Source organism: Sulfurospirillum sp. UCH001 (assembly GCF_001548035.1).
Lineage (GTDB): Bacteria > Campylobacterota > Campylobacteria > Campylobacterales > Sulfurospirillaceae > Sulfurospirillum.
Genome location: NZ_AP014723.1, coordinates 1,226,380 through 1,248,019 on the forward strand (window position 1 = coordinate 1,226,380; position 21,640 = coordinate 1,248,019).

Genomic DNA, 21,640 nt, shown 5'->3' on the forward strand with positions numbered 1-21,640 from the left:
CTATCCTTTTTTGTCGAAAATTATTCCTACGATTTCTTTCATTTTTGCAGAAAGACTCATCGCTTCTTCAGTAGGGAATTTGCGAATGACTTTTCCCGTACTCTTTTCAATTACATTGATAAACATTTGATTAATTTTATCGTTATATCCAAATGTAATATTTGTATTGAGAATATCCATTTGTTTGTTAAGTTCATTGACTGTTTCACTTAACGCTTTTGGATCTGTCTCCTCTTTTTTTGCCTGCTCATTGACTTTGTTGGTGTCAGCAGTCTGTTCTACTTGTCTTGTTGGAGCCGAGTTTTCTACTTTAGGAGAAGTTGCTGCTTCAACTTGTTTGCTGGTCGCGCTAAAGATGTCCATAATTGCCTCCTTGTCATTTTATAAATTTCCTACAAGCTAGATCGACACATATTTTTTTTTGTTTAATTATTTAAACGAGAATGATGATTGTATGAGTATATCTTCTAACTTCGCTCAAACGTATAGGAAGTCTATTAAGATTTAGTGTGTTACTATTTCATTACTATACACAGAGGAATAAGATGAAAATAGCGTTAGTTTGTCAATCATTGCTGTTAAGCCGCGCACTTAAAAGTTTTTTAGGAGAGATGGTCGTTCCTTATAAACAGTGTGATTTTGTTATCAGTGATAAAAAAATCGAACTTGATAAACCTATTTTCTATATCTCCTCAAATGAAGGAAATTTAGTCATTCCTTTTTCTAAATCCTCGCTTCTTATAGAATTGGATAAGTTTTTCCAACATCTTGTCCTAAGACAAGGTAATATGGATGATATGATGCCAAGCGCTAAAAGCACGCAAGAACTCGAGGAAAAGATTACCGCACTTACAGAAAAATTTAGAGCTGAGTTGATTCAAACGATTCGAGGTTACTATGGTAACTAAGCCTTTGTTTACAACCATTAGTGTAGGAAAATATAAAGGTAAAAAGATAGCGCTTCCTTCACTGGACAGTACACGGAGCACAAAAGCAATTCTCAAAGGTTCTCTTTTTGATAGCCTTCAATACGATATTATAGATGAAGTTTTCGTAGAAGTCTTTGGTGGCAGTGGTTCCATGGGACTTGAAGCATTGAGCCGTGGAGCTAAACATGCCTATTTTATTGAGAAAAATAAAGCAGCATATCAAACACTAAAAAGTAATTGTAAAATCATTGACGAGGCGCACACAACACCGCTTCAAGGAGATAGTTTCGTTCTTTTTCCAACATTACTATCTAGCCTTTCGTCCAAAGCCTATTTTTATTTTGATCCACCTTTTTCTATTCGCGAAGGTATGGAAGACATCTACCAAAAAGTGATTGATCTTATCGCGTCTATTCCTGTTGAAAAAATGCATTTGATTGTTATAGAGCATATGAGTACATTGACACTGCCTGAGCAGATTGGTGTCTATACACTTCAAAAAACGAAGAAATTTGGGAATAGCTCTTTAAGCTATTATCGATGAAATAATGGAAAATAGTACATTTATTAGCGATATTTCACACAAGGCTTTTCCTCTTTCTGAACGTATTTCTGCAACAACGATTCGTCATTCTATTTTAAGAGCCATACAAGAGCAGTATCCAGATTTTCGAGAAGAAAGCTATTTGTCTGTAAGCGAAATCAATGCTTTTCGTGAAAAATATATTGCTGATTATTTGGCAAAAGAGTTAGGAGAACTTTCAGATCTAGAACAACGTGTTCTTGCTTCATTTCGCAATAATTCAACATTAACAGATAAAATAGCCGATAGTGGTGACGAGAGTGTTACGTTAACATTTGGTCAAAAAATAGCCGACAAAGTAGCTGCTTTTGGTGGTAGCTGGACGTTCATTCTTTCATTTTGTTTTTTCCTCTTTGTATGGATTGCTATTAATGTGGTTTGGTTTCATAATCAAGGGTTTGATCCTTATCCTTACATTTTACTCAATTTAATTTTGTCTTGTGTTGCAGCGTTACAAGCTCCTATTATTATGATGAGCCAAAACAGGCAAGAAGAAAAAGATAGAGCGCGCTCTAAAAACGACTACATGATTAATTTAAAATCTGAACTTGAAATTCGTATGCTTCATGAAAAAATAGACCATCTCATTATGCACCAACAAGAAGAACTCCTTGAAATACAAAAAGTTCAAATCGATATGATGCAGGATATTTTACAACGCGTTAATCAAAAAGAATTGTTGGAACATTAATTGCTTTAATTTGGCACGAATGTCAAATTTAAAGGAAATTGATGAAGATACTCACATTATCTTTAATACTCATTTCAACACTCAGTTCACTCTATGCGCAACGATTAGGTGATATCGCCAATGTTATAGGTGTACGTGAAAACCAATTGATCGGTTATGGTCTTGTTGTTGGTCTTAACGGTACGGGTGATGGTTCTTCTTCTCAATTTACACTACGATCACTCTCAAATCTTTTACAGACCGTGAATGTCAAGATTGATCCTGCAGATATTAAATCTAAAAACGTCGCTGCCGTTATGGTTACTGCAAAACTTCCTCCTTTTGCTAGACAAGGTGATAAGCTTGATGTTTCTGTGTCGTCTATTGGTGATGCAAAATCTCTACAAGGTGGAAATCTTCTTCTTACAGCACTCAAAGGTGTGGATGGAAAAATATACTCTTTAGCTCAAGGCTCATTAACAATTGGTGGTATGAATGGCAAAGAAAAAGGCCAACTCAATCATCCATCTTCTGCGAATATTTTTGGTGGGGCTTTAGTTGAGCGTGAAATTGAAAATGACCTGCATGAACAAGAATTTGTCAACCTTTCTCTCAAAGAAGCGAATTTCAATACAGCTGTTTCTGTACAAAATGAACTCAATAAAAAATTTGGCAGAAAAATTGCCGTGGCAACAGACTCAAGAACCATCCGTCTTATGCGACCAGAAGGACACTCTACAGTTGAGTTCTTAGCAAAGACTTTAGATGTGGATGTTCTGTATGAGAGAGAAGAGAGAATTGTCATTGATGAACGTACAGGTACGATCGTTTCTGGTGTCAATGTCAGAGTTGATCCAGTTGTTGTGACACACGGAGATATTACGATAAAAATTGAAGCGGCTGATGTAGCAGCAGATGATAAGAATGTGGATATCGGTGGAGATGTCAAAATCGCTGGTGCAGAAAATCGTATTAAAATTAAAGAAGAGAGCATGACGGTTGCGAATATTGCGCGAGCACTTAATAAACTTGGTGCAAAACCAAAAGATATTATCTCGATATTAGAGAACATCAAACGCTCAGGTGCCATCACTGCTAAATTGGAGATCATCTAATGCAAATGGATACAAGTGTAGCACTTTTAAATGCTAATTATAATTCGCCTAAGATGGTTTCAAACAATCAAAGTGATGCTCTTTTGAGAGAACAGACAGATAAATTTGAAGCTTTTTTTGTTAAACAGGTTTTGGATATTGCATTAAACAATGAGGAAGAACATTCTTTGTTTGAAAAAGATGCTGGAGATAAAATTTATAAATCAATGTATAACGACACAATGAGTAGTGCTCTTAGTGGAAAATTAGGTTTGAGTGAGATGTTATTTAATTATTTGAAAGAAGGTCGTTAAAGTTTTATCATTTTGGACGATATGGTTGTAAGCAACTACAATCAAAACGAAAGGGTTTAAAATGATTTCAAAAGTACAAACGTCTAATGTGGCGTATTTACAACAGAGTGCTCCCAAAGATGATTCATCTAAAGGTGTCTCAAAAACAGAAAAAAGCGAAGGGATAGATAAAGTCTCCGCACTGAAAGAACAGATCGCTAATGGAAGCTATAAAGTTGATCTGGCAAAAACTGCACAAGCAGTAGCGGAAGAGTTAATCTAAATCCTTACATTTAAAGGATAATAAGATGTTGACACACTATTTGCATAATGCTATTAAAGATATAGAAAACCTCATAGAACTAACACACAAAGATATAGCTGACATCAAAGTAGCGAAACATAGTGAGGTTTTTGAGAGAGCAAAAATTAAAAACGATTTAATCCAATCATTCGAAACGAAAAAGTCTCTTTTAGATAATGAATTGATGAAAATACTTAAAGAGAGTGGTCAAACCTCTTTAGAAAATCTTTTAAGTGTTGAACAAAAAGAACTTTTAGCTCAAATGAAAGTAAAACTCTCAGAACTTAAAACGTACAACAAGCAATATGCAAAATATGTGGTGACTATCAGTCAATTTTATAACGTTTTGCTTGACAGTATTTTTCCACGTGATATGGAAGGTTACAAAGTATCAAATCATAAGCCGGCTTCTTTACTTAAAGTAAGGGCTTAGTTATGAGTAACTTATTTGGAATTTTTAATACAGGTAACTCAGGGCTTAATGCTGCTCAAGTTGCCGTTGCTACCACCAGTCAAAATATTACGAATGCCAAAAATGAATTTTATTCACGCCAGAGAGTCAATTTTTCAGCAAGTCCAGCACTGAGCTCTCAAGGTGTGAGTGTAGGTTCTGGTGTTACTATAACATCTATCGTACGTATTCATGATGAATTTGTTTTTTCAAAGCTTCGAAATGCGTCTTCAAATCTCTCTTACGATACCTATTCATCACAATCTTTACAAGAAGTTGCAAAATATTTTCCAGATTTAAGTGATGCAGGTATCGCTCAAGATTTAACAGATTATTTTAAAGAGTGGAATAACCTTGCTTCTAATGCAACAGCAGGTTCACAAAAAATAGCACTTACACAAGCTGCTACAACCCTTAGTGGTGATATACGCTCTACCAGAGAGACTATTCGTGGGTTACAAGACTCGATCAATGCGCAACTTAAAACGGCACTTGATGAGATTAACAGCCTTGGTGAAAGAATTGCAAATATCAATGGACAAATTGCGAACATTGAAGCTGATAAAGGCAACTTCGCAAATGATCTTCGTGACAAACGTGATGAATTAGAATTAACATTATCAAAAATGCTTGATGTTTCTGTTGCGAAAGGAAATATCACAAGCAATACTACCGTTGATGCAAATATGACAGACTCTGGAACGCAATATTATCTCAATATCGCTGGAGCCTCTTTTGTTGATGGCTCAACATTCCATCCTCTTGTTATTGACAATACATCCAATGGAAGTAGCTATTATTCTATCTACTCTGAAATTCAAGATGGTACACGTTATAACGTCACTGAGCAATTATCGGGTGGAAAATTGGGTGCGATGTTGGACTTGCGTGGTCGTGTTATTACTTCAGGTGTCAATGGTGGTTATCCTCAAGATGGTACTATTCAAAGTTATGTAGATAAACTTGATAGCCTTTCACAAACAATCATCACAGAAACCAATAATATTTACGCAAGAAGTGCACAAACAAGTATGCAATCTCCTAATTTAGACCTTAAAACAAACACTGCTTTACAAAATGCCTATAATAACATTGAAAATGGATCATTTGATCTTATCGTTTATGATAGTGCAGGTAAAGAGGTCGCTCGTAAAACCATTACGATTGATACAGCTACAAGTATGGGTGATGACACTTTTTCAAAAAGTATTTTGACGCAAATTAATACCAGTACAGATGATAATAAAGACAATAATGCACTCAATGACGTTGATGACTACTATAAAGCAACATTTATGGACAATGGAGCGTTTTCACTTTCTCCTACTTCCCTTAATAATGGCTACACTATAGCGATTCAAGACAATGGTACTAATTTCCCTGGCGCAATTGGTGTAAATCAGTTTTTTACAGGAACCAATGGCTCAAATATCGATGTAAAGACAGAATATAAGAAAAACCCTCTCTTGATTCAAGCCTATGGCGCACCAGTTGTTGGTAATCACGATGTTGCCAATGCTATGCTTCAGCTCCAATATAACTCATTGAATTTTTATGGAAAAGATGGAAGTTCCTCTAAAGAGACTATTGCAGGTTATTACAGTGCATTGACAACAAAAGTAGCAACAGATGCTTCTGCATCGAGCACAAGCTATGATACAAACGAAGCGCTACACAATACGATCAATACACAATATCAATCTATTAGTGGTGTCAATAAAGATGAAGAGTTAGCGAATTTGATACAATATCAAAGTTCATACAGTGCAGCTGCAAAAATTATTACCACTATTGATGAAATGTTAAATACTCTCTTAGGAATTAAATCTTAGTGAAACGATTTCCTTTTATGAGCATCACTCTGTTGGTGCTCATCTTCTTTTTTTGTTTTATCATGCCTTATTTTTATCATGGCTCTGCCTATGATCTTAATCCATCTGCAATTTTATTACCACCCAGTTTTGAACATTTATTAGGAACCGATAGACTAGGGCGTGATCTGTTTGCGCGCTTGATGATTGGTGGTCAAGTTTCTCTTCTTATTGGTATTTTGAGTGCTTTAATCTCAAGTATAGTAGGTCTCATGATTGGGATTAGCGCAGGGTTTTTTCAAAAGGGAGTCGATAAATTTATTATTGTACTTATCGATTTGTTTTTGACATTTCCAACATTCTTTCTTTTATTGGCTCTCATTAGCTATATGAGTGCATCTGTGTGGGTATTGATTTTTATCATCTCTGTAACAGGCTGGATGGGCATGGCTCGTATGATACGTAGTGAGAGTTTTGCCATCTCAAATGCTCCATTTATTAAAATTCTCAAACTCTCTAACGTTGGTACATTTAAAATTATTTTTAAGTACTTCGCACCTCTTTTAACGCCTATTTTTTTCATTAGTTTTACATTTGGCGTTAGTGGTGCCATTTTGGCAGAAAGTGGGCTTAGCTTTTTAGGCATTGGTATTACACCTCCCCAAATGAGTTGGGGTGTGATAATTAGTGAAGGGAAAGAAGTCATTGATATTGCATGGTGGTTAAGTTTTTTCCCTGGTTTTCTTATCTTTTTAGTAACCTTTTCACTGATAAATCTTTCTGATTACCTTCAAAGTAAAAGTAATGAAAAAGATGTCTTAAATGACATTTGAGGCACTTGCAAAACGTTTAAACGAAGAGGCTCATAAACGTAATCACGCAGATGAGATTAGCGTGGATCGTCCAGATCCTCTTTTAATTGCTTCTCGTCATAACGATGAATTCATCGCTCTCATATGCGCACTTTTTGCGTATGGGAATGTTTCTTCAATCATTCAATTTTTGGAAAGTTTAGATTTTTCTCTACTGGATGCAGATGAAAGTAACATTGAACAAGCCTTAGAAAGCCATTACTATCGCTTTCAAAATGCGCATGATATTCAAGCGTTATTTATTACGTTGTCACGTTTTAAAAAAGAGATAGGCTCATTAGAGTCTGTTTTCCTTCCAGCTTATCAAAAACGCTCTCATGTGATGGATGGTTTACGCGCATTGATCGCAATGTTGTATGATATTAATCCCTACCGTTCACGTGGTTATCAGTTTTTATTAGGTACAATACCCCAAGCAAACCCACACTCTCCTTATAAACGATGGCATATGTATCTTAGATGGATGGTACGTAAAGATCATCTTGACCTTGGTCTTTGGCATGACGTTGATACCAAAGATTTATTGATACCACTTGATACCCATACTTTCGCGTTGGGAAAAAAATTGGGCTTGATTCAGCGAAAATCGTATGATTTTAAGGCTGTGTTAGAGTTGAGCCAAGCGCTCCAAAAGATTGATCCAAGTGATCCTGTCAAATACGATTTTGCACTCTATCGCTTAGGACAAGAGAAAATTCTTCTTTAAGGTTCACAATGAATGTGAAGTATTGGCTCCCTAGAAGCTTTACGATTTGGAAGGAAGGGTATGATCTTGCAAAATTATCATCTGATATTGTAGCAGGTTCTACAGTTGCGATTATCGCTTTACCTTTAGCTATGGCATTTGCCATTGCCAGTGGGGTAAGCCCTGAAAAAGGGCTGTTTACAGCAATTGTTGCTGGGTTTCTTATCTCCCTTTTAGGTGGGAGTAGGTATCAGATTGGAGGTCCTACAGGGGCTTTTGTTGTGGTACTCTATGCGGTTATTTTAAAACATGGATACGATGGCTTAGTGATAGCTACGTTTTTAGCTGGAATAATGCTGTTTTTGATGGGTGTTTTCAAATTGGGAAATATCATCAAATTTATTCCTTATCCTGTAACGGTTGGGTTTACGACGGGTATTGCACTTATTATCTTTTCATCACAAATTAAAGATTTTTTAGGCTTACCGGTTGCAAAAATGCCAGCAGAATTTACAGATCAATGGCTTTTGTATTCTAAAGAAATTTTGCATGTCAATTACTATGCCCTAGCCATAGGACTTATTAGCATTATACTGCTCATAAAATTACGTCATAAATTTCCACGCATTCCTGCACCTATGATTGTTATTGTTTTATCTTCCATTGTCGTTTGGATGTTTCATTTACCTGTTGAAACGATAGGTTCAAAGTTTGGCTCTTTGCCATCAACATTGCCTACCCCAACATTGCCTCCTTTGTCATTTGAAAAGATACGTGCCGTTTTTCCTGATGCAATTACGATTGCGATTTTAGGGGCTATTGAGTCATTACTTTCGTGTGTTGTCGCGGATGGTATGACAGGAGATCGTCACCATTCAAATAAAGAGCTTATGGCACAAGGTTTTGCCAATATTGGCTCTGTTTTATTTGGTGGTATTGCAGCAACAGGTGCTATTGCTAGAACAGCGACAAATATCAAGTCGGGGGCATACAGTCCATTATCTGGAATGATTCATGCTTTAATGTTGCTGGTTTTTATGTTTTTGTTCTCAAAATTGATCATTTTGATTCCATTAGCAGCTCTTGCAGCTATTTTAGTTGTTGTGGCTTGGAATATGAGTGAATTTCACCATTTTAAAGCTATTGCTCTAAAATCTGAGCGTAATGATGTCGTGGTATTACTCATGACTTTCTTTTTGACAGTATTTATTGATTTAAATACAGGTGTTCAAACAGGTATTATGCTTGCAGGTTTGCTCTTCATTAAACGTATGATTGATGTTACAGGTATTATTGATACCAAAGAGACTGTTGTTATGCCTTTTGATGAAGCAGATGAACCTGTGGATGTGGATGATGCACATGCCATTAGTAAAAAGATCGTTCCTTCGGGTGTTGAAGTCTATGAGATTAATGGACCATTCTTTTTTGGTGTCGCAGATCGTCTAAAAAATGTTTTAGGCGAGCTTGAAGAAGCTCCTAGAGTATTTATTTTACGTATGCGCCATGTTCCTATGGTTGATGCAACGGGATTGCATGCTTTGGAAGAATTTTTTGATCTGTGTAAGAGTAATGGAACAATTCTTGTACTTTCAGGCGTGAATGAACGCATTAGGCTAAAAATGCAACGTCTTGGTTTTGAACAAAAAGTTGGAAAAGAAAATATTGCAGATCATATCGACACCGCATTAATTCGAGCGAATCAACTTTTAGACAAGGAGTAAGTATGCCTTATGTTAATATCAAAATCACCAAAGAGGGTGCAACGAAAGAGCAAAAAGCTGAACTTATTGAAGGCGTTACAAACCTTTTAGTCAGTGTTCTTGGTAAGAATCCAGCGACAACTGTTGTCACTATTGACGAGGTTGATATGGATAATTGGGGTATAGGTGGGCAACAGGTAAGCGAACTTCGCAAAAAACCGAAGCCTTAATGAACTATTAAATGATTTATAGATACAATCACGCAAAATTAATTAACGAAGGAAATGTGTAATGGGCGAAATGTTTACATTTTTAGGTCTTATTAATCACACTCATGACTTCATCTTTGTATCCCATATTATTTTAGTTGGTGTAATCAGTTTTGTTTTAGCGAAGCTTGCAACATCTAAAATGCAATTGGTACCAAGTGGTGTTCAAAATGTCATGGAAGCGTATCTTGAGAGTGTCATCTCTATGGGTAAAGATGTCATTGGTGAAGAGTTGGCGCGTAAATATCTACCACTTGTAGCAACACTTGGTTTAATGGTATTTATTGCAAATGTTATTGGTATTATCCCAGGTTTTGAAGCTCCTTCAAGCAATCTAAACATGACTTTGGCGCTCGCGCTTATGGTATTTGTGTATTATAACTTTGAAGGTATCCGTGTAAACGGTGTTGTTCATTACTTTGCACACTTTATGGGACCATTGAAAGTTTTAGCTCCACTCATGTTCCCAATCGAGATCGTTTCACATCTTTCTCGTATCGTTTCTTTGTCATTCCGACTTTTCGGTAACATCAAAGGTGACGATCTTTTCTTAGCAGTTGTCTTGATGCTTGCTCCTTGGGTAGCACCACTTCCTGCTTATGCACTTTTAACATTCTCTGCATTCTTGCAGACATTTATTTTTATGATTTTGACATACGTTTATCTTGCGGGTGCTGTTTTAATTAGTGAAGAGCACTAAAAAGTACCTACTTGTTGAAACATCAACGAATGCGTTTTGAAAAACTTCTCAGCTTTTTGCAAGGAGCCTCTTGGGCTCTTGCAATCGCTGGAGGATTTTACACTTTCTTACTTTTTCTCCCTTTTGGTTTAATCATTGCATCCATTGTGGCTCTTTTTATTTTTTTAAGCGGTTGTTTCTTTGCCATTTTATTTGTAATGGCACAAATACAATCTGATAAGCTTGAAGAGTTGAAAAAGCAGACACAACTTTTGGAAAAACTCTCATACAATGATCAAACGTTATCTCATTACTGATCCTTCATTTTATACATCTGATTCCGCAAAATTTGTGGAAAAACTGCTGTCTATTAAGGCAAAACATACACCTGATTATATTTGTTTGCGTGATAAACAAACAGCAGACTATAAAACACTGGCACAAGCTGTTGTAAAGGCTGGCATTCAAGATCAACACACAAAACTCTATTTGCATACTGATTTTGAACTAGCTCATGAACTAAGATGTGATGGTGTACATTTACCTTCACACGCACTTGATAAAATTGAAATGGCTAAAGCATTCGATTTAGAAGTTATCGTGAGTACTCATACATTTTCGGAAATAGAAGAAGCACAAAAAAGAGGTGCTGATGCCATTACATTTAGTCCTATTTTTGCGACGCCAAATAAGGGCGAACCGCTTGGTTTAGAGAAGTTAAAAGAAATAAATGATAGAATCCACATTAAATGTTTCGCGCTTGGTGGCATCATCAACACGGATCAAGTCAACGCTTGTGAAGATGTTGGAGTATATGGTTTTGCCTCAATTCGCTTTTTTTTAGATTAATCCCAAAGGCTATTTATGCAATTTGAAGTTGTGATTGGACTTGAGGTTCATGCTCAGTTAAATACAAAAACCAAGATTTTTTGCAGTTGTCCAACCAGTTTTGGAGATGAACCTAACACCAATGTCTGTGAAGTTTGTCTAGGGCTCCCTGGCGCACTTCCTGTTTTAAACAAAGAAGCTGTTAAAAAGGCTATTGCCCTAGGAACGGCTATTAATGCAACAATCAATCAAAAGTCTATTTTTAACCGCAAAAATTACTTCTATCCAGATCTTCCAAAAGGCTATCAGATCAGTCAATTTGAGATTCCTATTGTTGAAAATGGTGAGATTATTATCGATTTTGAAGACGGGGTTAAAAAACGTATTGGTGTCACACGTGCGCACCTTGAAGAAGATGCGGGTAAAAATATCCATCATGGCAATGTCTCTCATGTGGACTTAAATCGTGCAGGAACGCCGCTTCTTGAGATCGTCAGTGAACCAGATATGAGAAGCAGCGAAGAGGCTGTGTTGTACCTCAAGAAATTGCATGCGATTTTACGCTATCTTGACATCAGTGATGCCAATATGCAAGAGGGAAGCTTCCGCTGTGACGCAAACGTTTCTATCCGTCCCAAAGGCGATACAAAGCTTTATACAAGAGCGGAGATTAAAAACCTAAACTCATTCAAATTTATTCAAAAGGCGATTGATTACGAAGTACAACGTCAGAGTGAAGCATGGGAAGATGGCGTTTATGAAAGAGAAGTAGTTCAAGAAACCAGACTTTATGATACAGAAAAAAATGAAACACGAAGTATGAGAGGCAAAGAGGATAGTGCGGAGTACCGTTATTTCCCAGATCCTGACTTGCTTCCTGTTTTGATTCCAGATGATATGCTCGCAGAGTGTGTTCAGATTCCAGAGCTTCCAGACCAAAAGCGTGATCGTTTTTTAAAAGAGTATGGCATTAAAGAGTACGATGCTAATGTCATTACCTCAAGTGTTGAAATGGCACATTTTTATGAAACAATGATCAATGAAGGTGCTGGTGCCAAAAACGCTGTGACGTGGCTTACTGTTGAGCTTCTTGCACGTTTAAATAATGGTATGACACTTCTTACCTCACCTGTGGATGCGATTAAATTAGCAGCAATTGTTAAGAGGATTGAAGATGGAACCATTAGTGGTAAAGCAGCAAAAGAAGTACTTGACTATTTGATGGAAAATAAGATCAGTGTTGATGAAACAATTGAAAAACTGGGACTTAAGCAAGTAAGTGATGATGGTGCTATCTTAGCTATTATTGATGCCATTATCGCGGCAAATGCAGATAAAGTGGCAGAATATAAAAGTGGTAAAGATAAACTCTTTGGTTTCTTTGTGGGTCAAACCATGAAAGAGAGTAAGGGGACCGCAAATCCTGCTAAAGTTAATGAACTTTTAAAATCTAGACTTGATGCATAAGTTGGCTCGCGTGAGTATAGCAGTCATTGGAGCAGGCAAATGGGGGCAAGCACTTCAATTTGCCATTTCTCGTAATTTCCCTTGTAAGATTACCTCACGCCAATTCAAAGATATTGAAAATTTTGTCAGTCTTGAAGAAGCTTTAAAGTGTGAATATCTCATCTTTGCACTTCCTGCACAAGTCGTACGTGGCTGGTTGGAAGAGCATTTTACATTTAGTGGGCAAAAAATTCTTGTGGCGGCTAAAGGTATAGAGCAGGGCAGTGGATCTTTTCTTAATGAAATTTTTGCGAAGCATATTCCAGAAGATCATCTAAGCTTCTTATCGGGACCTTCTTTTGCAAGTGAGGTCATGCAAGGACTTCCTACAGCCGTCGTTATTAATTCAACCAATGAAACGCTCTCAAAAGAGTTTGCTTCTTTTTTCCCTTCATTTATGAAAACCTATACATCAAAAGATGTGATTGGCGCAGAAGTATGTGGCGCGTATAAAAACGTTCTTGCGATTGCCAGTGGTATCTGTGACGGGCTAAAATTAGGCAATAATGCAAGAGCGAGTCTCATTGCACGTGGACTTGTCGAAATGCGTCGTTTTGGGAAGTTTTTTGGTGCACATGATGAGACTTTTTTAGGCTTAAGTGGCGCAGGCGATCTTTTCTTAACAGCTTCTAGCACACTTTCTCGGAATTACCGTGTCGGGCTTTTCTTGGCAGAAGGTAAAAAACTCGAAGATATTTTAAACACACTTGGTGAAGTGGCTGAGGGCGTCTTTACCTCTGAAGCAATTTTTGAGCTTTCTTCTAAATACAGTATTTACACCCCAATTGCACATGAAATAGCGCTTATTTTAAAAGGCAAAGAGCCAAAAGTAAGCGTGAAAGATTTGTTGGCTGATTGACAATGCTAAAGCTTCTTTTCTCCTGCTTATTTGTTTTTTCTACGTTGGTTCATGCAAAAACTCCTTCATTAGAAGAGATGATTGCGCAGATGGTTATTATCGGTTTTGATGGAACAAAAGAGGGCGATAAATGGGTTGACCAAATCGCAAAAGATATCAAGCGTGAAAAAATCGGTGGTGTCTTTTTAAGTGAAAAAAATATTCAAAATATAACACAACTCAAAAAGCTCAATGAGTATCTTAAATCCAATGCCCCTAAAGAACTCCCGCTTATTGTTGCAGTTGAGCATGAAGGTGGTGATAAGAGTATATTTGATGCAAAAAAAGGTTTTACTGAAGTTGCATCTGCTTATGAACTAGCCAAAAATAAGGATATTGTTGAAACAGAAGCACTCTATCAAAAATTAAGCACTGAACTATCAAAAAGCGGTGTCAATGTTAATTTTGCTCCTGTTCTTGATTTGCAACCTAAAAAAGATATCTATGAGAGTTCAAAGTTACAACGCAGTTATTCGAGTTATGAAGAAATTGTAACAACTTATGCGATGCTGTTTATCAATGCTCTTTATGCAGAAGGTGTGATGCCTGTCGTGAAATATTTTCCAACAGCAGGAGCCAATCTTTGGAATAACTTCTCTAGTGAAGAAGATGTCACCAAAACATGGCGCTTTGAACAATTAAAGCCTTATTATGATTTGATTGCTTTTGGTAAGATGGATGCTGTTTTGATGTCGCATGTGATGCAAAAAGAGATTGATCCTAAAAATCCAACCTTGTTTTCAAAATTAGTGATTCAAGGATTGCTCCGCGATAAAATGCATTTTGAAGGTGTAGTCTTCGCTGATAATTTACGCACCAATTCTATTGCAAGCAGTGTTGATTTTAAACAACGCGTTATTCGCTCTATCGATGCAGGAGCTGATATATTGGTATTTACAAACTATTTTGCAGATAACGCAAGTATGCCTTTTACAATTAATAAAATTATTATCGATGCCATAAAAAATGGTGAGCTAAAAGAGGAACGTATAGCGCTTTCGTATGAGCGTATTGTGAAGTTTAAACAAAAACTATCAAAGAGGGGAAGCCATGTTAATTAAAAATGCTTTAGTGTCAACACCTAAAGGAGTTGTGAATCAAAATGTCTTGATTGATGAAGGTAAAATAGTTGCGATCTCAGAGCATCTTGACGCATCTAATCATGAAGTTATCGATGCACAAGGGCTCTACTTGCTTCCAGGCCTCATCGATCTTAACGTGCGCTTTTCCAATAGCTGTCTCAATCAAGAACATATTGATAAACTTTCAAATAGTTGTCTTAAAGGTGGTGTCACTACAGCGGTTGTTATGTCTGACTTTATGCCAAGACTTGATAGCGCGACACTCTTAGAACTTGTTAAGTTTAAAATTGACCAAGCAAAAATAAACCTTCAAATCAGTACACCTCTCGCAGATGAAAAAGAAGATCAACTCCATAATATTGCAACACTTCTTAATAATGGCGCAGCAGCGATATTAGCAGATTCACATCGCAATGCCAATCTGCTTAGACGTGGTATGCAATATGCAACAATGAAGCAAAAACCACTCTTTGTACAATGTTATGAGCCAAATTTGGATGATAATGGATTGATGAATGATGGCGTAATTGCTTCTAAACTTGGCCTTTCTGGAATTTCAAAAATCTCAGAAACAGCTGAAGTTGCTAAGGTTTCAGAGCTGGCTTATTTTTATGGTGCCACTGTTGTTTTAAAAGCGCTTTCAACCAAACGTTCTTTAGAGATTGCAAAAGCGCATAAAGCACTTAAAGGTGAGCTTTATACAGAGGTTTCCATTCATCATCTATGTAAAAATGACAGCAGTTGTGATGGATTTAATACCTATGCAAAGCTCATGCCGCCATTACGCGAAGAAGAAGAGCGTAAAGCTTTAGTGCATGCACTTCAAGAAGGAAGTGTTGATATTCTTACTTCAGCACATTCCCCGAAATCAATTTTATATAAAGATGTGGCATTTGAAGATGCAGCTTTTGGTATTGGCTCAATTGAAGAATTCTTAACACTTGCTCATACATTCCTTGTCAAAAATGGAGTGATTGATCTAAGTACATTGATTCGTATATGCTGCAAAAATCCTGCTAAAGTATTAGGACTAAACACTAAAGGAAGTATCGCTGTGGGATATGATGCGGATTTGGTACTCTTTGATCCTAAAGAAAGCTATGAAGTTACCAATACACACTCACTCTATTGTGGTGAGACTTTGTATGGAAAAGTGAAAAAAGTTGTTGTCGGTGGTCAGTTAATTCTAAACTAATCGTCTAGTAAAAAACACGTGAAAGATAAAGTCCACACGCTGGAATCAGTGTTGTGGATACTTTCATTTTACGATCTCTCTGTGCAATGAGATCTTCAAAGCTTAGTGTTCCATCGCACACTTTCAGTAAACTTGAGCACATCATGCGTACTTGAGAACGTAAAAAAGCATCTCCTAAAAAATAGATGATAATAAGATTTTTATGACGATACGCTCCTGCTTTAAAAATAGTACGTTCATCCTTTGTTGTCCCACCACCAAGCTTTTTAAAATACTCAAAATTATGAAATCCAACAAATGCTTGGGCATACTCATTGAGTTTTTCAACATCAATTGGTTGTACATGTAGCGCATAATTAGCCAAAAAAGGCTGATAGCCTCCATCATAGAGCACATAACGATACAGCCTTTTTTTTGCATCAAATCGTGCATGAAAAGTGGAATTTATAAGTCTGATATTGTGAATAAAGATAGAAGGTTGCAAAAAACCATTGAGATGCGATTTTAGCTTTTCGAGATCTTTCCAAAAAGAGGGTATGTCTATATGTGCAATTTGATGAGTAGCATGAACACCTGTGTCAGTGCGTCCACTGCCAACGATGCATCCTTCGATGTTAACACGTTTGAGTGCACAGGCGAGTGCTCCTGCAACACTTTGTGTCGCTTTTGTTTCATTTTTTTGAATTTGGAAGCCATGAAAAGCGCTTCCATCGTAACTTAGGGTAAGTTTAACACGCATAAGAGTTTAGAACATAGCACGAATGCGCTTTTGATAAATTTGATACGCAATCAAAAACGTTGCAATAAAGACAATAATTGGTGCACTTTGAGGATTCCATGTCGATACAAGCGTTGTGAGCGTTAGATAAATGGCAATGGTTGAAAACATAGCAATATAAATACCACCTTTATTATAACGATACGTTACAATCCCAATGCTCAGAGCGATAAGTGTTGAAGCAATTGGGAAAAGGGCAATAAGCAAGAAAAATGAAAGATCATAAGCACGTCTTTGATCTGTAAAAACTCCATTCCAATACTCTTGAATAGTTTGAATGGCCCCTACAGGTGTTTTAGGCCTAGAGTTAATATGCATTCGCTCAAAATCAGTTTGTTGAATATCTTCTTTTGTAAATTCAAAAATCTTTCCCTGATCAAGGTTAAGTCTGAGTGTTCCTTTCTCATTATCAATAACAGCATTGGTAGCGACAATAAGCTTTTCATCCTCTTTTGCTGTTGGTGCTTGATAGAGCGTAATGCCACTATAGAGTTTATTTTCATCACTGTGCTCAATGTATACAAGCCAATCAGAGAATTTTTGCCCAAACTCATTGGCTTTAATATTAAATTTCGCTTCTGCTTTTTTATATTCTAAAAAGTTTGTATTGAGTTGCTTTGAGATAGGAATAAGTACAAAAATATCTAAAACTAGAACCAATGAAAGAATACTCGATAATCCTAAAAAGAGTTGTGCTATTTTCTTAGGATTGTAGCCAAGGGTGAAGAGAACAATGGTTTCATTCTCTTTTGAGAGGTTAAAAAGCGTAATACAAAGCGCAATAAAAAATGTCAAAGGAAGTGTGTAGATAAGCGTACGTGGCAACAGATAGATGTAGAGCGTTCCCAGTTCTAAAAAGTTCATCTTGATGATGGCGGTCATAGCCGTTAATTTGATGAAAAAAACCACAGAGGTAATAAAAAAGAGAATAAAAAATAAAGAGCTAAAGAGCTCACTGAAATGTTTTAAAAGATAACGACTTACTCTATTCATAGATTAATTCCATTATGTGTAAAATTGGTGTTTCAAAAAGCCACGTGAGCAGGAGCCCAAGGGCTAAAAATGGGATGAACGCAAGCTCATACCCTTTTTTTCGTATAATCATAAAAATGATCAAAGCAATAACAGCACTGATATAAATTGCCACAAGTCCGAGTTTGATACCTAATAATGCACCTATAATACCAGCGATAATAATATCGGCCTCTCCCATCACTTCTTTTTTAGCAAGAGCTGAGATAAAAAAGCGTAAAAAAGCAAAAGCACCCATAAATAAAAGACCATTTTGTAACGATACAAGAGGGTCTCCTGTACAAAAAGATAGAATCAAAGCAGGAAGACTTAATGCATCAGGAACTGCTTTATAGCGAAGATCAATAATACTGAGCGCTAATAACAGAGCAAAAACAGAAGCGATCAAAAGAGCTTGAAGTGTATTTGCTAAATAAAAATAGATAAATGCATAAAGAAATGCAGAACTTAATTCTACCAGTGGATATTGAAAAGAGATGTGGCTTCTGCAAAAAGCGCATTTGCCTCTTAAAAAAATCCATGAAAAGAGAGGTACGTTATGGTACCACGCTAAAGGATGTAAGCATGTAGGGCAGTGTGATGCAGGAAGATTGATACTTTCATTTTTTGGTAAACGTATAATCGCAACATTAAGAAACGATCCTATACATAAACCAAAGAGTGTCACTAAAACGCCTTCCATAACTTTTTAACCCTTCACATCTAGTACCAAATCACTCAAGTCAAAAAGAGGTTTAAGCTCTTTTGTAAGAGTAAAGTGTGTAATCATACCCAATTTAGGGCTTTCTTTTTGCAAATAATATAAACTTTTTTCATACATTACGGTAATTTGAAGCTCTGATGCACTCATCATCCCTAAAAGAGGACCTAAATGTTCAGATGCGATATAAAAATGAAGTGAGGTGTCTGTTCTTTTTTGAAATTGCACCATCACTTTTTTCCCTTGATGAAGCAAAGGAAGATGAATCGTTGCTTTTGAAAGGGCTAAGAGCATATAGGTATAGGTTTTAAAGGACTCTTTTGAGAGCTGTTCATCGCCTAGTTGTTTCAGTAAAAAATCTCTAAAATCGCTATAACTAAAGCTCTCTTCATCTATGAATTGATCTAGAGAAAATGGTAAAAAATAGGCTTCATCTTCAAAAAGAGTAGGTTGTCTATAAAGATTGGAGATTGTTAAAATGCCACCTCGACCTTCTGAAAAGTTAGCCCAGTATTTTTGTCCTTCAGATAGGTTTTTACTGCTTTTTGTAGTGAGCTCTTTGCGTCCAATTTTTAGACGGTAACGTCCTGCATCCATATGTTTTATGACTTCAATACTAACAGGTAAATTGGCATTAAAATTGATACTTGAACTGCTTGTATGTTCAATATCAGAGCCTATGCCTGCTAGTTTTTGAAGTGTAGAAATCATAGGTGTGAACATTGCTCCACAATGTGTTCTGCTATCTCAAATTTACCAGCGAGGCTAAATTTTTGCACAGAAGCATTGGTAATAAAATGAATTTCGTTTTTACTGCTTCCAAAACTGTTTTGCTCTTTGAGCACATTAAGGCAAACGGCATCAAGATTTTTAGCGATAAGCATTTTACCTGCATTCTCTAATGCTTTTTTCTCATCCATTTCTGCTTTAAAACCGATCATTTTAAAGCCTTTCTTTGGGAGCGATGAAAGAACATCGACATTGCGCTTAAGCTCTAGATTATAGGTTTCACCTAATTCTTCTTTTTTGAGTTTTCCTTCATGTGTTGTAACTGGAACATAATCACTCACTGCTGCTGCCATGAGCAGATATGGGGTTTTATCATTTTTGGTGATGTATTGCATTTGTGAAAGGAGTGCTGCTTGTAGTTCTGCTGTACTTTTAACATGCAACGTATTGATAGCATGGATGTTGGGTGTTTCGCCACTACTGATAAGGGTGACATTTGCGCCTCTTAAATAAAATGCAAGGGCTAAAGCAGATGCTTGTTTTCCACTCGAAAAATTTGTAAGGCATCTGACATCATCGATTTTTTCCATTGTACCGCCACCAGTGATGATGACTTCACGTTCACTCCAAAATGGCTCTTTAAGCAATAAGCGAGCGCAGGTATAGAAAATCTGTTCAATATCGGCAAGGGCACCCACGCCTTCATCATTGCATGCAAGTAATTTGGATTGCGGAGCAACGATCTCATAGCCTAAAGAAGAGAGTTTACTAAGGCTCTCTTGTGTGATGGTATTTAACATCATGTTGGTATTGGCAGAAGGCGCTAGAACAATCGTTTTTGTAAAAGCAATAGCCGTTTGCGTCATGAGATTATCTGCAATGCCATGAGAGAGCTTGTTAATGGTATTCACAGAAGCAGGTGCTATGACGAAGAGATCTGCCCATTTGCCGGTGTGAATATGGCTTAGCCCTTCACTCCAACTTTCTGTATCTGCATGTAAAACTTTGTTTTGGCTAATGGTCTCAAATGTCAGTGGAGCAATAAAACGCTTTGCATCTTCGCTCATAAGTACTTTAACTTCTGCTCCTGCTTTAACAAAGAGGCGAATCAGCTCTAGAGCTTTGTAAATGGCAATGCTTCCAGTGACGCCTACAAGAATTTTCTTTCCTAATAATTGATTATTTCGCATCTTTTTTTCCAAAAAATTTGTAGAAGAAACCTTCAATGATTTTAAGAGGTTCTCTATTGATAGCCAGCGCACCTTGTGGGATGTCTTTAGTAACGGTTGTTCCTGAAGCGATGAGTACATCATCTGCGATGGTAACAGGTGCAACCAGTTGAGTGTCACTTCCCACAAAAACATTTTTACCAATGATCGTTTTGTATTTAGCTTTACCATCGTAATTGCAGGTAATGGTACCGCAACCGATGTTCGTTCCTTCATCAATGCTCGCATCGCCTAAATAACTAAGGTGTCCTGCTTTAACACCTTTGAGGGTAGATTTTTTGATCTCAACAAAGTTGCCAATATGCGTATCTTCGATGAGTGAGTCTGGTCGAACACGCGCCATTGGTCCAATGTCAGAATTTTTAATACTACTTTTTTCAATAACAGAATGTGCCTTAATATGGGCATTCTCTAAACGTGTTCCTTTAAGCAATGTCACACCATTTTCAAGTTTGCATTCACCTTTGATTTCTACATCTGCTTCAATGTAGATTGTGTGCGGTAAACGCATACTGACACCTTGCTCCATAAAACGACGTTTGATACGATCTTGCATCAGCTCTTCTGCTTGTGAGAGATGGTATTTTGAGTTAACGCCCATAAAGGTAGCTTCATCGACAAAAAGAGCTTTAACCGTTTTGTTCTCTGCGTTAGCGAGAGCTATAAGATCAGTGATGTAGTACTCTTTTTGACTGTTATTATTGGAAAGTTTTGGAAGGTTTTCTTTTAAAAAATCGGTCTTGAAAAGATATACGCCTGCATTGACTGCAGTCACTTTTTTTTCTTCAACACTTGCATCTTTTTCTTCTACGATTTTTTCAACATTATAGTGAGTATCCATGATGACACGACCATAACCAAATGGCTCTTTACACGTAAAAGCGCTCATCACAACATCAGCGTCCAAATGTGTAAAATTTTGCATATTTTCTGCTTCGAGAAGTGGCATGTCACCATTGAGGACAAGTAAACGCTCATACTTTGGTCTTACGCCACGGATGGCTCCACCCGTACCAGGGAAGTTTTGATGGTCTTGTATGATATAGTGAATGTTGGAGAAATAACGATTCATCCTCTCTTGAACAAGGTCTGCTTGATGGTATAAAATGACATGAATGTCATCGCTGATTTTTTGTGCTTCTTTGATGATGTGATATAACATCTCAAAACCGCTAATCTCATGAAGTACTTTTGGCAGAGTTGATTTCATACGTGTACCAAGTCCTGCAGCCATAATTGCAATCGAAATATTCATAAATAGTGTTCCTAAGCGTCAGATGAAATCTATTTTAACGAAAAGTTGTTTAAAGATTAAAACGT

Annotated in this window: 26 protein-coding genes; 19 read left to right on the forward strand and 7 right to left on the reverse strand. The window is 36.8% G+C overall.

Going from position 1 to position 21,640, the window contains the following annotated elements:
• Window positions 1-363, reverse strand: a complete 363-nt coding sequence (locus tag UCH001_RS06130; RefSeq protein WP_067175702.1) for a flagellar protein FlaG — start codon at window positions 361-363, stop codon at window positions 1-3.
• Window positions 364-545: 182 nt separating this feature from the next.
• Here UCH001_RS06130 and UCH001_RS06135 point away from each other — a divergent pair, with 182 nt between their 5' ends.
• From UCH001_RS06135 to UCH001_RS06225, 19 genes are all read left to right on the forward strand, one after another.
• Window positions 546-908, forward strand: a complete 363-nt coding sequence (locus UCH001_RS06135) for a hypothetical protein (protein ID WP_067175706.1) — start codon at window positions 546-548, stop codon at window positions 906-908.
• Window positions 898-1,473: a 16S rRNA (guanine(966)-N(2))-methyltransferase RsmD gene (gene rsmD, locus UCH001_RS06140; RefSeq protein ID WP_067175709.1), complete on the forward strand. Its 576-nt coding sequence runs from the start codon at window positions 898-900 to the stop codon at window positions 1,471-1,473. The genes UCH001_RS06135 and rsmD overlap by 11 nt, the downstream gene beginning before the upstream one ends.
• Window positions 1,474-1,477: 4 nt before the next feature.
• Window positions 1,478-2,203 carry a DUF1003 domain-containing protein gene (locus UCH001_RS06145; protein ID WP_067175712.1) on the forward strand — a complete coding sequence of 242 codons (726 nt, stop codon included), beginning with the start codon at window positions 1,478-1,480 and terminating at the stop codon, window positions 2,201-2,203.
• 41 nt (window positions 2,204-2,244) lie between these two features.
• Window positions 2,245-3,297, forward strand: coding sequence for a flagellar basal body P-ring protein FlgI (locus UCH001_RS06150; protein ID WP_082705684.1), 1,053 nt, complete (start codon window positions 2,245-2,247; stop codon window positions 3,295-3,297).
• On the forward strand, window positions 3,297-3,590 hold the full coding sequence (locus UCH001_RS06155; protein ID WP_067175718.1) for a rod-binding protein: 294 nt from the start codon (window positions 3,297-3,299) through the stop codon (window positions 3,588-3,590). Before UCH001_RS06150 ends, UCH001_RS06155 begins: the two co-directional genes overlap by 1 nt.
• 61 nt (window positions 3,591-3,651) lie before the next feature.
• Window positions 3,652-3,852, forward strand: coding sequence for a flagellar biosynthesis anti-sigma factor FlgM (locus UCH001_RS06160; protein WP_067175721.1), 201 nt, complete (start codon window positions 3,652-3,654; stop codon window positions 3,850-3,852).
• Between the two features lie 25 nt (window positions 3,853-3,877).
• Complete coding sequence (locus tag UCH001_RS06165) at window positions 3,878-4,306, forward strand: hypothetical protein (protein ID WP_067175724.1); 429 nt, start codon at window positions 3,878-3,880, stop codon at window positions 4,304-4,306.
• A gap of 2 nt (window positions 4,307-4,308) precedes the next feature.
• Complete coding sequence (gene flgK / locus UCH001_RS06170) at window positions 4,309-6,156, forward strand: flagellar hook-associated protein FlgK (protein ID WP_067175727.1); 1,848 nt, start codon at window positions 4,309-4,311, stop codon at window positions 6,154-6,156.
• Between the two features lie 17 nt (window positions 6,157-6,173).
• The gene (locus UCH001_RS06175) at window positions 6,174-6,968 is read left to right on the forward strand and encodes an ABC transporter permease (protein ID WP_067178479.1); all 795 of its coding nucleotides are present in this window, start codon (window positions 6,174-6,176) and stop codon (window positions 6,966-6,968) included.
• On the forward strand, window positions 6,958-7,713 hold the full coding sequence (locus UCH001_RS06180) for a TIGR02757 family protein (protein ID WP_067175730.1): 756 nt from the start codon (window positions 6,958-6,960) through the stop codon (window positions 7,711-7,713). The genes UCH001_RS06175 and UCH001_RS06180 overlap by 11 nt, the downstream gene beginning before the upstream one ends.
• 8 nt (window positions 7,714-7,721) lie before the next feature.
• Entirely contained in the window at window positions 7,722-9,416 is a 1,695-nt protein-coding gene (locus UCH001_RS06185; protein ID WP_067175733.1) for a SulP family inorganic anion transporter, read from the forward strand.
• 2 nt (window positions 9,417-9,418) lie between these two features.
• Window positions 9,419-9,625 (forward strand): 4-oxalocrotonate tautomerase family protein, encoded by a 207-nt coding sequence (locus UCH001_RS06190; RefSeq protein ID WP_037955736.1) that lies wholly within the window; start codon window positions 9,419-9,421, stop codon window positions 9,623-9,625.
• 61 nt (window positions 9,626-9,686) lie between these two features.
• Window positions 9,687-10,364: a F0F1 ATP synthase subunit A gene (locus UCH001_RS06195; RefSeq protein WP_067175736.1), complete on the forward strand. Its 678-nt coding sequence runs from the start codon at window positions 9,687-9,689 to the stop codon at window positions 10,362-10,364.
• A 14-nt stretch (window positions 10,365-10,378) separates the two neighbouring features.
• A complete protein-coding gene (locus UCH001_RS06200) occupies window positions 10,379-10,660 on the forward strand; it encodes a hypothetical protein (RefSeq protein ID WP_231963981.1) in 282 nt (93 codons plus the stop codon).
• Window positions 10,635-11,192 carry a thiamine phosphate synthase gene (locus UCH001_RS06205; protein WP_067175741.1) on the forward strand — a complete coding sequence of 186 codons (558 nt, stop codon included), beginning with the start codon at window positions 10,635-10,637 and terminating at the stop codon, window positions 11,190-11,192. The genes UCH001_RS06200 and UCH001_RS06205 overlap by 26 nt, the downstream gene beginning before the upstream one ends.
• Window positions 11,193-11,207: 15 nt before the next feature.
• A complete protein-coding gene (gatB, locus tag UCH001_RS06210) occupies window positions 11,208-12,638 on the forward strand; it encodes an Asp-tRNA(Asn)/Glu-tRNA(Gln) amidotransferase subunit GatB (protein ID WP_067175744.1) in 1,431 nt (476 codons plus the stop codon).
• Window positions 12,631-13,536 carry an NAD(P)H-dependent glycerol-3-phosphate dehydrogenase gene (locus UCH001_RS06215; protein ID WP_067175747.1) on the forward strand — a complete coding sequence of 302 codons (906 nt, stop codon included), beginning with the start codon at window positions 12,631-12,633 and terminating at the stop codon, window positions 13,534-13,536. Before gatB ends, UCH001_RS06215 begins: the two co-directional genes overlap by 8 nt.
• Before the next feature lie 2 nt (window positions 13,537-13,538).
• On the forward strand, window positions 13,539-14,636 hold the full coding sequence (locus UCH001_RS06220) for a glycoside hydrolase family 3 N-terminal domain-containing protein (RefSeq protein WP_067175751.1): 1,098 nt from the start codon (window positions 13,539-13,541) through the stop codon (window positions 14,634-14,636).
• Window positions 14,626-15,852: an amidohydrolase family protein gene (locus tag UCH001_RS06225; protein ID WP_067175754.1), complete on the forward strand. Its 1,227-nt coding sequence runs from the start codon at window positions 14,626-14,628 to the stop codon at window positions 15,850-15,852. The genes UCH001_RS06220 and UCH001_RS06225 overlap by 11 nt, the downstream gene beginning before the upstream one ends.
• Window positions 15,853-15,856: 4 nt before the next feature.
• On the opposite strand, the gene truA is transcribed toward UCH001_RS06225, so the two are convergent.
• From truA to glmU, 6 genes are read right to left on the reverse strand one after another with little or no spacing between them, the layout of a single operon-like run.
• On the reverse strand, window positions 15,857-16,591 hold the full coding sequence (gene truA, locus UCH001_RS06230; RefSeq protein WP_067175757.1) for a tRNA pseudouridine(38-40) synthase TruA: 735 nt from the start codon (window positions 16,589-16,591) through the stop codon (window positions 15,857-15,859).
• Window positions 16,592-16,597: 6 nt separating this feature from the next.
• Entirely contained in the window at window positions 16,598-17,623 is a 1,026-nt protein-coding gene (locus tag UCH001_RS06235) for an LptF/LptG family permease (protein WP_067175760.1), read from the reverse strand.
• Window positions 17,616-18,344 (reverse strand): A24 family peptidase, encoded by a 729-nt coding sequence (locus UCH001_RS06240; protein WP_067175763.1) that lies wholly within the window; start codon window positions 18,342-18,344, stop codon window positions 17,616-17,618. Before UCH001_RS06240 ends, UCH001_RS06235 begins: the two co-directional genes overlap by 8 nt.
• A 6-nt stretch (window positions 18,345-18,350) precedes the next feature.
• Window positions 18,351-19,073 carry a hypothetical protein gene (locus UCH001_RS06245; protein ID WP_067178481.1) on the reverse strand — a complete coding sequence of 241 codons (723 nt, stop codon included), beginning with the start codon at window positions 19,071-19,073 and terminating at the stop codon, window positions 18,351-18,353.
• Window positions 19,070-20,281: a bifunctional phosphopantothenoylcysteine decarboxylase/phosphopantothenate--cysteine ligase CoaBC gene (gene coaBC / locus UCH001_RS06250; RefSeq protein ID WP_067178480.1), complete on the reverse strand. Its 1,212-nt coding sequence runs from the start codon at window positions 20,279-20,281 to the stop codon at window positions 19,070-19,072. The genes UCH001_RS06245 and coaBC overlap by 4 nt, the downstream gene beginning before the upstream one ends.
• A complete protein-coding gene (gene glmU, locus UCH001_RS06255; protein ID WP_067175766.1) occupies window positions 20,271-21,575 on the reverse strand; it encodes a bifunctional UDP-N-acetylglucosamine diphosphorylase/glucosamine-1-phosphate N-acetyltransferase GlmU in 1,305 nt (434 codons plus the stop codon). Before glmU ends, coaBC begins: the two co-directional genes overlap by 11 nt.
• Between the last annotated feature and the right edge of the window lie 65 nt (window positions 21,576-21,640).

Coding starts and splice junctions, on each gene's coding strand:
- UCH001_RS06150 (WP_082705684.1), top strand. CDS start 2,245: ATGAAGATACTCACATTATCTTTAATACTCATTTCAACACTCAGTTCA.
- UCH001_RS06180 (WP_067175730.1), top strand. CDS start 6,958: ATGACATTTGAGGCACTTGCAAAACGTTTAAACGAAGAGGCTCATAAA.
- UCH001_RS06245 (WP_067178481.1), bottom strand. CDS start 19,073: ATGATTTCTACACTTCAAAAACTAGCAGGCATAGGCTCTGATATTGAA.
- UCH001_RS06165 (WP_067175724.1), top strand. CDS start 3,878: ATGTTGACACACTATTTGCATAATGCTATTAAAGATATAGAAAACCTC.
- UCH001_RS06225 (WP_067175754.1), top strand. CDS start 14,626: ATGTTAATTAAAAATGCTTTAGTGTCAACACCTAAAGGAGTTGTGAAT.
- flgK (WP_067175727.1), top strand. CDS start 4,309: ATGAGTAACTTATTTGGAATTTTTAATACAGGTAACTCAGGGCTTAAT.
- UCH001_RS06160 (WP_067175721.1), top strand. CDS start 3,652: ATGATTTCAAAAGTACAAACGTCTAATGTGGCGTATTTACAACAGAGT.
- rsmD (WP_067175709.1), top strand. CDS start 898: ATGGTAACTAAGCCTTTGTTTACAACCATTAGTGTAGGAAAATATAAA.
- UCH001_RS06175 (WP_067178479.1), top strand. CDS start 6,174: ATGAGCATCACTCTGTTGGTGCTCATCTTCTTTTTTTGTTTTATCATG.
- UCH001_RS06240 (WP_067175763.1), bottom strand. CDS start 18,344: ATGGAAGGCGTTTTAGTGACACTCTTTGGTTTATGTATAGGATCGTTT.
- coaBC (WP_067178480.1), bottom strand. CDS start 20,281: ATGCGAAATAATCAATTATTAGGAAAGAAAATTCTTGTAGGCGTCACT.
- UCH001_RS06195 (WP_067175736.1), top strand. CDS start 9,687: ATGGGCGAAATGTTTACATTTTTAGGTCTTATTAATCACACTCATGAC.
- UCH001_RS06220 (WP_067175751.1), top strand. CDS start 13,539: ATGCTAAAGCTTCTTTTCTCCTGCTTATTTGTTTTTTCTACGTTGGTT.
- UCH001_RS06185 (WP_067175733.1), top strand. CDS start 7,722: ATGAATGTGAAGTATTGGCTCCCTAGAAGCTTTACGATTTGGAAGGAA.
- UCH001_RS06190 (WP_037955736.1), top strand. CDS start 9,419: ATGCCTTATGTTAATATCAAAATCACCAAAGAGGGTGCAACGAAAGAG.
- gatB (WP_067175744.1), top strand. CDS start 11,208: ATGCAATTTGAAGTTGTGATTGGACTTGAGGTTCATGCTCAGTTAAAT.
- UCH001_RS06215 (WP_067175747.1), top strand. CDS start 12,631: ATGCATAAGTTGGCTCGCGTGAGTATAGCAGTCATTGGAGCAGGCAAA.
- UCH001_RS06130 (WP_067175702.1), bottom strand. CDS start 363: ATGGACATCTTTAGCGCGACCAGCAAACAAGTTGAAGCAGCAACTTCT.
- glmU (WP_067175766.1), bottom strand. CDS start 21,575: ATGAATATTTCGATTGCAATTATGGCTGCAGGACTTGGTACACGTATG.
- UCH001_RS06155 (WP_067175718.1), top strand. CDS start 3,297: ATGCAAATGGATACAAGTGTAGCACTTTTAAATGCTAATTATAATTCG.
- UCH001_RS06235 (WP_067175760.1), bottom strand. CDS start 17,623: ATGAATAGAGTAAGTCGTTATCTTTTAAAACATTTCAGTGAGCTCTTT.
- truA (WP_067175757.1), bottom strand. CDS start 16,591: ATGCGTGTTAAACTTACCCTAAGTTACGATGGAAGCGCTTTTCATGGC.
- UCH001_RS06205 (WP_067175741.1), top strand. CDS start 10,635: ATGATCAAACGTTATCTCATTACTGATCCTTCATTTTATACATCTGAT.
- UCH001_RS06145 (WP_067175712.1), top strand. CDS start 1,478: ATGGAAAATAGTACATTTATTAGCGATATTTCACACAAGGCTTTTCCT.
- UCH001_RS06135 (WP_067175706.1), top strand. CDS start 546: ATGAAAATAGCGTTAGTTTGTCAATCATTGCTGTTAAGCCGCGCACTT.